The sequence below is a fragment of the Streptomyces sp. Q6 genome (assembly GCF_036967205.1).
Classification (GTDB): domain Bacteria; phylum Actinomycetota; class Actinomycetes; order Streptomycetales; family Streptomycetaceae; genus Streptomyces; species Streptomyces citrinus.
This window is the reverse complement of record NZ_CP146022.1, coordinates 8,458,444-8,472,143: the sequence shown is the minus strand read 5'-3', so window position 1 is coordinate 8,472,143 and position 13,700 is coordinate 8,458,444. Positions and strand designations below refer to the sequence as shown.

Sequence of the window (13,700 nt, the reverse complement as noted above, 5' to 3'; positions counted from 1 at the left end):
GAGCGCTTGGCGGTGAGGGGGAGAGCGGATGATGCCCGGTGCAACCGTTCTCGACGGAGAACGGACGCGGCTTGTCCCGACCACAGAGAACGATCTCGACCTGCTGGCCGGATGGTTCGCTTCACCCGCATTCGTCGAGCACTGGGGCGGGGCCCCGATCACGCGTGAGGAAGTGGCCGAGAAGTACGTCGGGCGACGTCGGCCGCGCGTGGAGTCCTTCCTCGTGCACGCGCAGGCCTCACCGGTGGGTTACGCCCAGTACTGGTACGCAGGCCCGGCGGACGGCGGCATCGACATGGTGCTGCACCCGGTGGCCCGAGGCCGGGGATGGGGGCCGGACGCCACGCGTGCGCTCCTCTCCCACCTGGGCGAGACGCTTGGATGGCGTCGCGTGACGGTCGATCCCGTGAGGGACAACGTGCGCGCGGTCCGCGCCTGGGCGAAAGCCGGCTTCCGCGAGGTGTCCGGTGGAGCCGACAGCCTGCTCATGGAGCACAGCTTCTCCGCGGAGCGCCAGGGCTGACGGCGAAGCCTCGTGACCGGCGTCTCAGCCCACGCCGTGAGGGGACGCCCCTCGCCTCACGGACGAGGGGCACGGCACGGAGAAGCCGTTCAGCTGTCGGCGCTGGGCACGGACAGCGGGTCGTCCGGCGACTTCTTCTTGGCGGCGTCCATCTGGTCACCGAGCTCCTTGAGCCGGTTGCGGCCCATCGCCTTGCGCACCTGCGGGAACCACTCCTTCTCCTCTTCCTCGACGTGGTGCCGCACGTTCTCGATGAGCACGGTCATCTTGGCGTCGAACCGCTCGTCGGCCGGGTCGAGGTCCTTCAACTCGGAGAGCATCCACAGGACGACGTGGTGTTCCTCGACGCTTTCGAGGATGTGGTCCTTCGTGTCGGGTGCGGCCTCCCGCGAGGCCGGATAGAAGATCTCCTCCTCGATGAAGGTGTGCGTCGTGAGCTCCTGGATCACCTGGTCGGCGATCCGCCGCTTCTCGGCGTGCGCCTTGTCCCCTGCCTTCTCGAACCGCTTGAACAGCTTCTCCACTGTCTTGTGGTCTTCCTTGAGCAGCACGATGCCGTCCACAGACTTCCTCCGTACTCGCGACTCCCGGTGGCTGGGTGCCGACCAGGGGGGCTGTGTACCCGCATCGACACGCCTCACGTGCACCGCGGCACCCGAAGCCGGCGAAAGGGGGATCGGCTTGGGCCGGACGCTCACCGCCCATCGGCCGACCAGCCCGGCCGAATGCCCCGTCCTTTGAGTCACAAACACGCTGGGGCGCAGACCTCGACCGTACGTGTGGACCTCACACCGGCGCGGCTGACCAAGCCGTAGCCGACTACCGGGACACCCCGTTGCAACCGCCATGGAGACTCACCACGCGCCGTCCTCGGCGCTCGCCCGGCTGGCCGACACCTACGGCGTCGACACGCCCCACCCCGCGCCCGGCGCTGCGACGGCCCTGTGCTCGTGCATGCTCGACGCGCCCTCGCCCAGGGACGGCGTGCCGCACTTTCGGAAGATCATGATCTGCGTGGCGACCGCGCTCATCATGACCTCGATCGTCTGCACCCTGGCGTAGCGCGCCTCTGCCGCTTCGGCGGCATCGCGGCTGGACCAGTCAGCGTGGACATCGAGTTCGTCGCCGTCGGCGGGGCTCGCTCGGCGGTACGCGGCGACGGCGCGGAGGCGGCTCACGCTCACGGAACGCCCGCACATCTCGGCAGCGTCCCGGCCGGTCCGCCGGCTCCTCGACCCCCTCGGTGTCGACCAGGTGTTCACCCGCGACACGGCGACCGCCCGCGTGCTCCGCGAGGTCCTCGCGGAGCACGGGCGGGTCAACGCTTGGGCAGCTTGACGACAGTGACGAAGAAGTCGTCGATCTGGCGGATGGCCCGGATGAACTGGTCCAGGTCCACGGGCTTGGTCACGTACGCGTTGGCGTGGAGCTTGTAGCTGCGCAGGATGTCCTCCTCGGCCGAGGACGTGGTCAGCACCACCACGGGGATGTGATGCAGGTCCGGGTCGGACTTGATCTGCTCCAGCACCTGTCGGCCGTCGTACTTGGGCAGGTTGAGGTCCAGCAGGATCAGGTCGGGCTGCGGCGCGTCGGCGTGCGCACCGCGCCGGTAGAGGAAGTCGAGCGCTTCCAGGCCGTCGCGCACCACGTGCAGGACGTTGCCGATCTTGTTGTCCTCGAACGCCTCGCGCGTCATGAGCTCGTCACCCGCGTCGTCCTCGACGAGCAGGACTTCTACCGGTTGGGGCGGGGGTGTGGTCACGAGGCGATTCCTTCGGCGGTGGGGGTGTGGGCCGCGTCGGCGTCGATCGCCGGCACGCGCGGGAGGGTGAACTGGATGCGGGTGCCGACCAGGTGGGCGGTGTCGATCCAGATCCGGCCGCCTCCGTGCTCGACTATCTTCCGGCACAGGGACAGACCTATACCGGTGCCGTCGTAGGCGTCACGGCTGTGCAGGCGCTGGAAGATGACGAAGACCTTCTCCGCGAACTCGGGGGCGATCCCGATGCCATTGTCGGTCACGGCGAACCGCCAGAATGCCGGATCGTCGTCGGGCGCCGCCTCGACCGTGATGTGGGGAGTGCGGTCCGGGGCGCGGAACTTGACCGCGTTGCCCAGCAGGTTCTGCCACAGCATCGTGAAGAGCGTCGGGTCGCCCATCACCTCCGGCAGGTCCTCCGGGTACTCGACGATCGCGTCGTGCTCCTCCACCGTCGCCGCGAGATTGCGCAGCGCCCGGTCGAGGGAGGCCTTCTGGTCGACCTTCCCGTACGCGTCGTTGAGGCGTCCCACACGGGAGAAGGTCAGCAGGTCGTTGATGAGGGTCTGCATGCGCTTGGCGCCGTCGACGGCGAACGCGATGTACTGCAGCCCCCGGTCGTCCAACTGGTCACCGTAGCGCCGCTCCAGGAGCTGGCAGAACGAGGCCACCTTGCGCAGCGGCTCCTGTAGGTCGTGCGAGGCCACGTAGGCGAACTGTTCGAGCTCGGCGTTCGAGCGGCGCAGTTCGACGGCCTGGAGATCGAGTTGCGCCGCTTGGTCGGCGAGCACGGCCTCGTTCCGCCGGGACGTGGTCAGTTCGCCCACCACTCGCAGCCGCATGGCTTCCACCGTGCGGGCCACGGCCCGCAGGTCCGCAGGGCCCTTCTCGGGTATGGACAGGTCGAAGTCGCCGTCCGCGACCCGGCCCGCGGCCGTGCGCACGGACTCCAGCGGGCGCAGGACCGTGGCTCGCAGGAGCAGGGCGACCGCCGCGCCGGTCGCCAGCAGAAGCGCCAGGACGGCGAGGAAGGCGCGGTCGCGCTGGGAACGGGCCGTGTCCAGACGGCTCTGGGCCTCGCGCTGATCCGTCGCGAGTTCGGTGTGCAGGGCGGCCAGGCGCTCGCGCACCCGGTCGAAATCCTTCTTGCTCTGTTTGAGGGCGGCGGGTCCGACGCTCTCACCGTCCGCCTGCTCGGCCTTGATGGCCGGCACCGCGAACGTCTCGCGCCAGTGCCGGACCGCTCCGTCGAGGTCACTCAGCGCCTTGGAGTCGCCGCTGTCGGCGGAGATGAGGGGCCGCATCGCCTTCGTGGTCGTGCCTTCCGCGGCCAGGCCGCGGCGATAAGGCTCCAGCAGGGTCTCGTCGCCGCTCAGGAGGTAGCCGCGGACACCGGTCTCCTGATCCAGGAGGGCCGCCTGCAGCTTGAACGCCTCGGTCCGCGCCGGGGCAATGGTGTGCACCAGCCGGTCCGTCGCCTCGCTCGTCCGCGAGAGGACCACCGTCCCCACCCCTGCCGCCATCAGCGTCATGAGCCCCATCACCACGAGGGCGAGCAGGAACCAGGTCCGGACGGTCAGCTCGCGGCCCGCCGGTACCGCGCGCCGTATGCCGGACTGTTCGTGTGTCATGGGGTGTTGTTCCATTCGAGAAGCAGGACGGCGACGTCGTCGGCCAGTCCGCCGCTTGCGGCGGCGAGGGTTTCGGCGGCACCGATCACAGTGTCCACGAAGCGGTCCGGTGGATGGTGGGCGTGTGTCGCGGCGAGCCGCAGGAGGCCGTCCTCCCCCAGGCGCTCCGACCCCTCCCCCACGCGGCCTTCGATCAGACCGTCCGTGAACAGCATGAGCACGTCGTCGTCGCTCAGCGGCACCTGGGTCGAGGGCCATCGGGCCACCCCGGGCAGAATCCCCAGCATCGGACCGCCCGGCACGACTTCCATGCGCACCTGGCGCTCGCGCGAGCGCACGAGCAGACCCGGGTGGCCGGCGCGCACGACGTTCACGCTCGCCTGGCCCGCGGTCCGGGTCAGACAGCTGAGGGTGGCGAAAATCTCCGGACCCGAGCGTTCGGCGACCAGGATCTGCTCGAGCAGTTCCAGGAGTTGCTGCTCCCTGGCTCCGGCGAGCACGAACGAACGCCAGGCCACGCGCATGCAGACGCCCAGAGCCGCGGCGTCGGGCCCGTGTCCGGAGACGTCGCCCACCAGGGCGTGCGTGGTGCCGTCCGGTGTCTGGACGACGTCGTAGAAGTCGCCGCCGAGCAGCGCCTGCGCGCGCCCCGGCTGGTACCGGGCGTGCACCACCACGCTGTCGTCGAGCAGGAGCGGCCGGGGCAACAGGCCACGTTCCAGGCGAGCGTTCTCCTCGGCTCGCAGCCTGCCCTCTTGCAGCACGGCCGCGGCCAGCTCCGTGTGCTTGCGCTGGATCGCGTACCGGACGGCGCGCACGAACAGGTCCGGGTCCAGGCGCCCCTTGATGAGGTAGTCCTGGGCACCGGCCGCCACCGCGGCCAGTCCGGCCTGTTCTTCGGCGAGTCCCGTCAGCACCACGACGGCGGCCTCGCCCGCCCGCTGCAACACCCGCTCCAGGGCTTCGAGTCCCTGGGCGTCGGGAAGATGCAGATCGAGCAGCACGCAGTGCGGCACGGCGGTGTCGAGCTGGGACAGCGCCTCGGCGAGCGTGCGCGCCCAGCGCAGTTCCATGGGCGCGCCGGTGTCGGCGACCAGTTCCTCCACGAGCAGCGCGTCACCGGCGTCGTCCTCGATCAGCAGTACGTCGGGCGGCGCCCCGTCCCACAGGCCGGACGCAGGGACCGGGTCGAGGAGTGAACGCCGTTGAGGTGGCACGAAAGGGTCGCCGGTGTTCAGGGCGCTCGCGGATCTGGGGCCGTCCCCCATGACTGGGTGTCTCCTCTCGCCACCAGCCTGTCAGGCCAGTGCGGCCGCCCAAGCGCGTCCGCCAGGAGACTAAAACGATTAGTTGCCTTATGGCAACTAATGCTCGAACGGGGTATGGTGCCTCGCCGGCCGCACCCCGGATCCACTGGCCCTCGCCATCAAGCGGGACGCGCGATGCGCAGGTGCCCCTGGTCCGCCCCGCCGGTGCGATCCGCGCACGATTCCGCCCGCCGGGCGGCCATGCCCGCCCCGTCGACCACGGCCGCCGCGGCGTCACGGAACGCCGCCAGGCCTTCGGCGAGCTGCCCGAGCGCATGCGTGGGCATCGCGTCCAGCATCGTACGGACTTCTTCCACTTCCGCCGCACGGACCTCGTCGAGCAGTACCCTCCCCCGCGCGCTCAAGAAGAGCTGGAACTCGCGGCGGCTCGTCTCGCTGAGGCGCCTCTCCAAAAGGCCGGCCGCTTCGAGACGGTCGCACAGTCGGCTGGTGGCCGGCGGACTCGATCCCAACGCTTCGCCCAACGCCCGCTGGTTGCCGCCCTCGAGCCGCCCGAGGACGAGCAGAGCACGCATCTGCGAGGTGGAGACAAGGCCGGAGAGCATCCTGCCGTGAGCCCGGCCCCGCACGACGCCGAGCAGTCCTGAGACTTCGACAGCAAGATCTGCTGTGTCCGAGGTAGTCATCGGGCTTGGGCGCATTGCCGTACTGTGCCACTTTTCCGGTAGCGCTGTCAGTACGAGGTTGACGCCGATCCCCTTCTCGACGCCGCCCCGCACCGTCCCGGGGCCGAGCGCGGAGCCCGCGAGTGGCACCTGCCGCGGTGCGGGTAGGTCGGATCCCACGCAGAGCCGAACGGCCTCTGGCGCAGACGCCCTTCGGGGTGCAGAGTGCTGCGAGCGGGAGGACGCCCCGGACAGCGAGCCCCGCCGGGACACCGCTTGGGCAGTCAGGCGGTGACCCGCCCACCGGGGCTCCGGATCGGCGTCCTCCTGCTGTTCAGCGAGGTCTGGGAGGCCGAGAGTTCCGTTCCCCCTCCGCGGCGTAGGGAGCGCGATGGTCGGCCGTGATCGACACGGCCGACCCGGAGGAGAGCCCGGACGAGACGGATCTCCCAGTGAACGGACCTCAGCGACCGGTCACCATCGTGATGTCCTTCTGCCGCGTCGCGTGGAAGTGCGGCTCGGGCAGGAGGCCGCGCGGCCGGAGTTCCATCACGGTGGCCTCGACCTCTGCCGCTCCCGGCACGACGCTGCCGGCCGGCAGCTTGTCGGTGTTCTTCCATGTGTGCTCCGCGCCGTCGCACAGGGCGACCGTGCCGCCGACCCCACGTCGCACAGCGCTGTCTCCCTGCCGCACCGAGCTCGACACGATCACGGGCCCGCTGCTGTCGACACAGCGAAAGGTGCCGGACACAGTCACGGTGCCGTCCTCCGCGATGCTGCCGACGGGGTCCACCGTGACGAACTCGAGCGGTTCGGCAGCGAGCGCTGCCGGAGCGGCGAGCAGCAGTGCCGCGCCGACGACGGCACCGGTGGCGGAGCGTACGTGCATGGGAACAACCTCCATATGCGTGTGGGGATGCGTGTGGGGGCTCCTTGATATCCGGAGCCCCCGACGCGGACGCATCTCGTCACTCCATCGGGGGCGTTTCACGACCTCCTCGGGCGCCTCACACGAAAGAGTCCCGGCGGCCGCACTGCCGCCCCGCGCACTCCCCGGCCCGCAGCGGCCTAGCGGATGCGCGCTTCGCAGTTGGTCCAGTTCTTCCCCGCGACCTCACCGTTGATCTCACCGCGCCAGCTCACGCACATCCCGCGTCCGTCGAGGAAGACGGGTCCTGCGTAGCTGGTGTAGTAGCCGTCGTCGATGACGTCGGCGGTGTTGGTGCCCAGCCCCAAGGAAGCGACCATGTGCACGGCGGTGCCTTTCACCGCGCGCACGGTGACGACGCAGTTCTCTCCGGTGGACGCGCTGTAGGTGAGGTACACCGTGCCGATTTTGCCGATGTCGGCGGAGTTGACGACGGCGTATCCCGCACCGCAGGACCCGTTGTAGGCCGCACGTGCAGCTGCGGCCTTGACGGTCGCGCCGTGCTCGGTCGGCGCGGTGAGCGGTGCGGCGGCCGTAGCGGTACCGCCGGCGAGGCAGATCGCGCCCAGTCCCGCGGTCGCCACGGCCATGATCCGTCCAAGAGCGATCATTTCTTTGTTCCCCCGTACGTCGATGCTGCGGGCGCATCACCCGCACCATCTGTCGTCAGACCCGGCACCCGGGCGTGCCGTTGTCCTGGAGGACGCCGCTGTGACAGAACCGGGACAGCCGGTGCGAAGGGGCCTGCAGAGCGGCTGTGGCATCGGCGTCCCGGTTCGGGACGCGCGCCGGGTGTCGTCCGCGGAGGGGCGGCGTGTTCGGCCGAGCGCGTCAGGCGTGGGCGTCGGTCCCCGCCCGGCGGGCGCGGGACCGCTGCTCCGATGCGCATACACGCGCCAGCCTGGCGAGCATCGCGCGGTGGCGAATCTGGATGAGCACCTCGACGCCCACGTTGTGCAGGGTTCCGGCGGTACCGCGGAGCGGATGTTCATCGACCGTCACCAGGCAGTGCTCGCCCCAGGGCCGCAGCGCCAGGCAGATTCGGGCGGTGCCCAGCGCGCCGGCCTTCGCCTCCAGCTCCAGCACCGTGCCTTCCTCGCAGTACCGCACCACGGTCTCGTTACGGAGTCTCACGGGCCCCAGCCGCACCTCGTACTCCAGCGCGGCGCCCGTCCGCGGCCATTGAGGGCCGTCCACGGGTCGCGATTCGGCGGTCCCCACCACCCACTGCGCGTACCGGGTCTCGTCGGCGAGGACGGCCCACACCACAAGCGGGCTGACTTTGATGACTCTGTGTCGCTTGGCCATACCGCCTCCATCACTGTCGGGTGTGCGGCCGGGTGCCCCGCGCGGGGCTTCGAAACGTCGCCCATCCGGCCGCGCCGACGCGTCACGGCACACTCGTGCGCAACCCCGGGACAGAAGACGGAAGACCTGCCTCTGCGAGACACCGATCCTCTCCCCTACGCGAGCCTGAGCCGGTCCTCGAAGCAGCGCAGGTGAGCGCGGCCGGGGTGAGCAGGCGAACGCACCCGGTGTTGACAAGCACCGGCATTCTGCGACTCTCCAGGAGAGACGGAAAGAGCGGTTGTACGGCCGTCAAGGGCCGTTCGGACGGGTGAGGCCACCGGAGCGCAGACGCTGCGTTCCGCGGGATCGCAAGGTCCCTCCACGTCTGTGCCTGCCGTATCCGGTTTGCAGGGGACCTGGCCCGTGACGAGCGGGGACCACAGAAACCCGCCGTCCGCTGGTGCCGTGCAAGCGCCGGATGGCGTAAGCCACCGAGCAGAGGAGTCGAACATGAGACGTGGACTGAGTATCGTCATCGCGACATTCATCGTGTGGGTCGGCTCGGTCTTCTTCCTGGCCACACCGTCCAGTGCAGGCGTGCTGGACATGACGTGCACGCCGCCGACGAGCGTCCTGAACAGCTACAGCCCGGCGCTCACCCTCGCGCCGCAGACCGTGACCGTCTCGACGACCGCTCTCTACGGCCCATGTGTCTCCCTGTCGCAGCCGGCGATCACCTCAGGGACGCGCAGCGCGTCCGTGACGACCACGACCAGCTGCGCCGACCTGCTCGGCCCCGGCACGTTCACGTACACGATCACCTGGAACACCGGGCAGACCAGCACTCTGAGCACCAACTACACCAGGGTCGCGGCAGGTGGGGTCTACACCGTCACCGCCACCGGGGTCGTCACCGCCGGCGTGTTCGCCGGGGACACCGTCCTGGTCAACTACACCGGACCGTCCACCGACATCACCCTGTGCACCCTCGGTCTCGGGACGGTCTCCAGCCTCTACCTCCCCCTTGGCACGCTGGAGCTCACCTCGGTCTGATCCGAGTGGCCAGGGGCGCGCAACGGCACACTCGCGTTCGCACCCAGCGCCAACGCCTCCGCCGTGACGGCGGCCCATGGCAGTCCGGTACCTCACCCTGAACCGGCTCGGCCGCGAACCCGCCGGAGTCCGGGGCGCAGGTAGTGCGGCGGGCGGGTCGCACCGATGAGTTGGCTGTCCTCGAACGGTCTGTCCAGGGACACGACCGTTCACGAGAGGACTGCCATGTCCACCATCCAGCCAGTGATCCTCACAGCCGACCAGGACGCTCTGGTCGGCTTCTACACGAAACTGCTCGGCGCCGAGCAGGTCTTCCGCGTGCCGGAGGAAGGCCCCGCCTTCTATCTCGGCCTGCGTGTCGGCGACACCGACCTCGGTCTGGTGACCAAAGCGGACCCGGGGACCGGTGCAGCGCCACGGATCCTGTTGAGCATCAGCGTCGACGACGTCGACGAGACACTCGGCCGGGTGGAGGCGCTGGGAGGTTCGGTCCGCAGCGACCCGCAGGACATGCCGTGGGGGCAGCGCGTCGCCCACATCAGTGACCCGGACGGCAACCCGGTCAACCTCACTCAGCCGATCCCGGCCCGGTAGGGCGGCAACGCGGTTTCCGTAGAGATCGCGGGCTGCCTGCGGCAGCAGTCAGCTGTCGGAAGCGGCGTCGATGTCCGTCAGGGCGAGCAGCGCGCGAAACAGGCGGTGAGGCGCGGGGCAATCAGAGCAGAAGATTGCCGGGCGCCTGCAATGTGCGAAGGTCCGCCGTGCGTGCATGCTGATGCCGGTCGACAGAAACGGAAGCGTCAGTGGAAGCAACCACAACCCGCGGCGTGGCCCGTGCCCGCATCGGATCGGGCCTGGCGGTGACGGTTCTTCTGCTGCCTCTCGGTGGCTACGGCCTGGCCAGGGCGGGGGTCGCCCCGGGCGGCACGCCGATCGTGCTCGGCCTGCTGTCCTTGATCGCCGGCTTCGTCCTCGTACCCGCGTTGTGCGAGGAGCGAGCCCCGTTCAGGCACTCATCGACGCACCTGACCGCGCGCACGTCGACCGGCGAGCGGTCCGTCGATCTCCACCGGATCACCTCCGTCCGACTGCTGACGACCTTCTCGTACGGCGGTGCGTACCGGACGTTGTGGGTGCGCGACGCGGACGGTGTGCGTCTGGGTATCACGACCGAGAGGAGCCGCGGAAAGCTACGTCGAGCGATCGAGAAGGCGGACGCGAACGCCGTGCGAGGCGCCACCGGGCCCCGTGTGAGCCGTGCGGCCCGGACGTATCTGGGCCTCGCTCCAGGGCGGGGGCTCGTCGCTCACACGGTTCTCTCCTTCCTGCTTCTGACCGTGGCCGGGAGCCTGTACGTGGTTGCGGTGCTCCAACTCGGCGGACAGTAGGCACTCCCCCGTAGTGATTGACGAGCCCGCCACAGCCCCTTGTGATCACGATCTCCGGCTGGAGTACCGAGAACTGTTGGATGCGCCACTGACTCCGCGGCTTCGGTGTACAGCAGCCCCGTAACCCCACCGCAGACGCCCCTGTCCGGTAGGCAGCGTCCCTCCGGGCCTGCGGAGCGGGTGGTACGGCCACTCAGGCGCTTCCGTCCGCTCACCGTGGTCGAGGTACACCCGTTCCTCGATTCGGACTCCGCCGGCCGGCTCCGCGGCCTCGCATGGCGTTGCGTACCGTCTCCGACCTCGAGCAGGACGGCCGCCGCCTGCGCCGCGACCGTGACAAACGCCATAGCAGCCACAGTCTCTGCCCGCGACAAGCCCGAGAACCCGCGGGTTGGAACTTCTCGCAGGTGGGCCCCCGTATCGAGCTGGACGGCTGTGTGTTTAGGCTGGGGGCGAGTGCTTAGGCCACAGGCACACCGCGGGACGCGCCATGAACATGCGTGCGTTGCCGCGGTCGTTTCATGTCCTTATGCCCTAAGCCCTCAGGAGGTGCCGTTGTGATCGACGAAAGCCAAGGAATGTCCGGCCCCTCGCCGGTCGGCCCCCACACGGTCGAACCCCGACAGGGCGTGCACGCCGCTTCGGAAAGTGCCCTTGAAGCGCGCAACCGGCAGCTCGCGCGGGCCGCGGTCGAAGCGGCACAGCGGACCCTGGTCCACCGCTACCGTTTGGCCTGCCCTGCCGACGGGTTCGACCTGCTGAAGCAGGCGTCTCAGCGCTTCAACATCAAGCTGCACACGCTCGCCGATGCCGTGACGCGTGTCGCCGGCCCGGACGCCGACGCCGAGCAGTGGTTTCCGCGTCGGGCCCGCTTCATCGCGCCCAGGCTGCCGGATCTGGCGCTGCATGAAGGGCGGGCCGAAGGCCAGGCAGCGGTTCTCAGGGCGGCGCTGCGGCGAGTCCTCCACATCACCGACACGGATATGGGCAACGTCCAGCTCGCCGAACACGGAATGCTGCGCCTGGAGAAACACACCGGCCTGAACCGGCACTTCACCGACTTCTTCGCCTTCGTCCAGGACTCGACCACGTCATGCTCGCAGGCCGCCCAGCAGCGTCAGCAGATCACTGTGAAGAACGTCGAATCGGCCGACGTCTTCGATGACGATTCCCGTCACGCCATCCTCCAGACCGGCAGCCGGGCCGCCCACAGCCTCCCCCTCACCAGTGGCGGCCGCGTGCTCGGAATGATCTCCTCCCATCACGAACAACCCCTGACGGGTCTCACCCAGACACAGCTCACCGCCTTGGAGAGGACCGGCACCACCGTGGGCCAATGGCTGCACTGGCATCGCCATACCGTGGTCCTCGACGCCCTGGAGCACCTGCACACCATCGCGCGCGATCACGGCTGACCGGTTGTGTGCCGGGGACGGTGAGGCGCTGGGGTACGGGCTGCGAATTCCGCAAAAGGTGATCGCCACCGTGATGACCTTCGGCGCCGGGGTGTTGATCTCAGCGGTGTCCTTCGAACTGGTCGGGGAGGCGTACGAGCAGGCAGGGCAGGGCTTGCTCCCGCGGCCGTCGGCACCCTCATCGGCGCCATGGCCTAGACAGGGGCCGATGTGTGGCTGGCCCGTCGGGACGCCCGGCACCGCAAGCGGTCCGGGCACGGGCGTGCGCAGGCGCAGCCGTCGGAGGCCGAGCAGGGCGGGTCCGGAATGGCGCTCGCGCTCGGCGCCCTGCTCGACGGCGTACCGGAGTCAGCGGTCATCGGCGTCAGCCTGCTCGACGGTGGCGCCGTCAGCCTGGCGACGGTGGCCGCGGTGTTCATCAGTAGCGTCCCCGAGAGGTTGTCCAGTTCGGCGGGTACGAAGAAGGCCGGCCGCACGAAGGGGTACGTCTACGGTGTCCGGGCGGCGATCGCCGCAGCCGGCACGGTGTCGGCCGTCCTCGGCTACACGGTGGTCGGTTCCTTCTCGCCGGCCGTGATCGCCGCGGTGACCGCGGTGGCGGCCGGGGCGATCCTCGCGATGGTCGCCGACACGATGATCCCCGAAGCGTTCGACGACGCCCACCTGGCCATCGGGCTGATCACCGTCAGCGGCTTCCTCGTGTCCTTCGCCCTTTCCCACTCCTGACCGTTCGGGATCGGCAGCGGGTGGCCCGTACGAGGCGGGGAGTGCACAAGGTGCGCGGGCTCCGGTCTCGGGCTCCGGCCTGAGGTATCAGCTGGGTCCGGGCCCGTCGCCGGAACCATCGGCGGGACCGTCGTGCCGGCTCAGAGGTGGTCGCGTGGGACGGACTCGTTCCACGTACGGGAGAAGACGCGCCGCCCTCCCCTGCCTCGGAGCGAGGTCAGGAACGCGGCGGTGATCTCCCCGCGCAGCATCAAGAGCGTGACGCGCGTCGCCAGTGGCACGAGGAGGTACGGCCCTCCTACCGCGGGCGCAGCGACGACGAGCGGCGGACGTGACTCGTCGCGCCCCTGATGGCGGGTGCGTCCGCGCCGGACAGCCGCTCAGGTACGGGGGCATGCGTCGCCCTGGGCTCCTCGGGCCGTTCGCGCTCAGACCGCTCAGACCTGGGCGAGCTGTTCGCGGATCGCCGTCACGAATGCGTCCAGGTCCTTCGGGGTGCGCGAAGTGATCAGCCGGTAGCCGCCCTCCGTATCGACGACAACCGGTTCGTCCACCCACGCCTTGGCGCCGGCGTTGGTGATGTCGGTACGCAGTGACGGGTACGAGGTGAGGGTCTTGTCCCGCACTACATCGGCCTCCACAAGCGCCCACGGTCCGTGGCAGATGGCGGCGATGGGGCGCCCGCTCGCGGCGAACGCCTTCACCGTGTCGACGGCGGCCGCCTCCAGGCGCAGGTGGTCGGCGTTGAGCGTGCCGCCGGGAATGAGCAACAGATCGTGCGGGGCGGCGTCCAGAGACTCGTAGGACACGTCCGGGTCCACGCTCTCCCCGGGGTCCTTGTCCCCCTGCAAGGTCTGGACGGGGTCCGTGCTGACGGCGGCGACAGTGACGTGGACGCCGTCCTCGCGCAACTCCCGCAAGGGGACGAGCAGTTCGTCCTGCTCGACACCGTAATTGGTGACAAGGGCGAGAACGCTGCGGCCTTCGAGCCGTCGGTCGGTCATGGGGTCAGCCTTTCTGTGCCGTTCGGGTGCGGGCGGGTTCCGGCCCGGCG

General features: G+C 69.6%; 16 protein-coding genes and 1 pseudogene. 7 read left to right on the top strand and 10 right to left on the bottom strand.

Annotated elements, in window-relative coordinates:
- Positions 1-31: 31 nt before the first annotated feature.
- Positions 32-523, top strand: a complete 492-nt coding sequence (locus V2W30_RS39005) for a GNAT family N-acetyltransferase (protein ID WP_425244726.1) — start codon at positions 32-34, stop codon at positions 521-523.
- Between the two features lie 89 nt (positions 524-612).
- Here V2W30_RS39005 and V2W30_RS39000 read toward each other — a convergent pair whose 3' ends face one another.
- Complete coding sequence (locus tag V2W30_RS39000; RefSeq protein WP_338703336.1) at positions 613-1,086, bottom strand: hemerythrin domain-containing protein; 474 nt, start codon at positions 1,084-1,086, stop codon at positions 613-615.
- Between the two features lie 283 nt (positions 1,087-1,369).
- On the opposite strand from V2W30_RS39000, the gene V2W30_RS38995 reads away from it, so the two are divergent.
- Positions 1,370-1,585, top strand: coding sequence for a hypothetical protein (locus V2W30_RS38995; protein ID WP_338703335.1), 216 nt, complete (start codon positions 1,370-1,372; stop codon positions 1,583-1,585).
- Between the two features lie 256 nt (positions 1,586-1,841).
- Here the strand turns inward: V2W30_RS38995 and V2W30_RS38990 are convergent, their stop codons facing one another.
- From V2W30_RS38990 to V2W30_RS38960, 7 genes are all read right to left on the bottom strand, one after another.
- Positions 1,842-2,285 (bottom strand): response regulator, encoded by a 444-nt coding sequence (locus tag V2W30_RS38990; RefSeq protein ID WP_338703334.1) that lies wholly within the window; start codon positions 2,283-2,285, stop codon positions 1,842-1,844.
- Entirely contained in the window at positions 2,282-3,913 is a 1,632-nt protein-coding gene (locus tag V2W30_RS38985) for a sensor histidine kinase (RefSeq protein ID WP_338703333.1), read from the bottom strand. Before V2W30_RS38985 ends, V2W30_RS38990 begins: the two co-directional genes overlap by 4 nt.
- Positions 3,910-5,181, bottom strand: a complete 1,272-nt coding sequence (locus V2W30_RS38980; RefSeq protein WP_338703332.1) for a PP2C family protein-serine/threonine phosphatase — start codon at positions 5,179-5,181, stop codon at positions 3,910-3,912. The genes V2W30_RS38985 and V2W30_RS38980 overlap by 4 nt, the downstream gene beginning before the upstream one ends.
- Positions 5,182-5,339: 158 nt before the next feature.
- Positions 5,340-5,867: a MarR family winged helix-turn-helix transcriptional regulator gene (locus V2W30_RS38975; protein ID WP_338703331.1), complete on the bottom strand. Its 528-nt coding sequence runs from the start codon at positions 5,865-5,867 to the stop codon at positions 5,340-5,342.
- A gap of 442 nt (positions 5,868-6,309) precedes the next feature.
- A complete protein-coding gene (locus V2W30_RS38970) occupies positions 6,310-6,735 on the bottom strand; it encodes a DUF6299 family protein (protein ID WP_338703330.1) in 426 nt (141 codons plus the stop codon).
- 179 nt (positions 6,736-6,914) lie between these two features.
- Positions 6,915-7,385, bottom strand: coding sequence for a spore-associated protein A (locus V2W30_RS38965; RefSeq protein WP_338703329.1), 471 nt, complete (start codon positions 7,383-7,385; stop codon positions 6,915-6,917).
- 220 nt (positions 7,386-7,605) lie between these two features.
- The gene (locus V2W30_RS38960; RefSeq protein ID WP_338703328.1) at positions 7,606-8,082 is read right to left on the bottom strand and encodes an SRPBCC family protein; all 477 of its coding nucleotides are present in this window, start codon (positions 8,080-8,082) and stop codon (positions 7,606-7,608) included.
- Positions 8,083-8,574: 492 nt separating this feature from the next.
- Between V2W30_RS38960 and V2W30_RS38955 the strand changes: the two genes are divergently transcribed.
- The 5 genes and pseudogenes from V2W30_RS38955 (at position 8,575) to V2W30_RS38935 (ending at position 12,646) form a co-directional block, all read left to right on the top strand.
- On the top strand, positions 8,575-9,117 hold the full coding sequence (locus V2W30_RS38955; RefSeq protein ID WP_338703327.1) for a hypothetical protein: 543 nt from the start codon (positions 8,575-8,577) through the stop codon (positions 9,115-9,117).
- Between the two features lie 225 nt (positions 9,118-9,342).
- The gene (locus V2W30_RS38950; RefSeq protein WP_338703326.1) at positions 9,343-9,711 is read left to right on the top strand and encodes a VOC family protein; all 369 of its coding nucleotides are present in this window, start codon (positions 9,343-9,345) and stop codon (positions 9,709-9,711) included.
- Between the two features lie 209 nt (positions 9,712-9,920).
- Positions 9,921-10,505, top strand: a complete 585-nt coding sequence (locus V2W30_RS38945; protein WP_338703325.1) for a hypothetical protein — start codon at positions 9,921-9,923, stop codon at positions 10,503-10,505.
- A 557-nt stretch (positions 10,506-11,062) separates the two neighbouring features.
- Positions 11,063-11,920, top strand: coding sequence for a GAF and ANTAR domain-containing protein (locus V2W30_RS38940; protein ID WP_338703324.1), 858 nt, complete (start codon positions 11,063-11,065; stop codon positions 11,918-11,920).
- Positions 11,910-12,646, top strand: a pseudogene (locus tag V2W30_RS38935) (ZIP family metal transporter). The gene V2W30_RS38940 and the pseudogene V2W30_RS38935 overlap by 11 nt, the downstream one beginning before the upstream one ends.
- A 140-nt stretch (positions 12,647-12,786) precedes the next feature.
- On the opposite strand, the gene V2W30_RS38930 reads toward V2W30_RS38935, so the two are convergent.
- Positions 12,787-12,927, bottom strand: a complete 141-nt coding sequence (locus V2W30_RS38930; RefSeq protein WP_338703322.1) for a hypothetical protein — start codon at positions 12,925-12,927, stop codon at positions 12,787-12,789.
- Between the two features lie 156 nt (positions 12,928-13,083).
- On the bottom strand, positions 13,084-13,650 hold the full coding sequence (locus V2W30_RS38925) for a type 1 glutamine amidotransferase domain-containing protein (RefSeq protein WP_338703321.1): 567 nt from the start codon (positions 13,648-13,650) through the stop codon (positions 13,084-13,086).
- Positions 13,651-13,700: the final 50 nt, after the last annotated feature.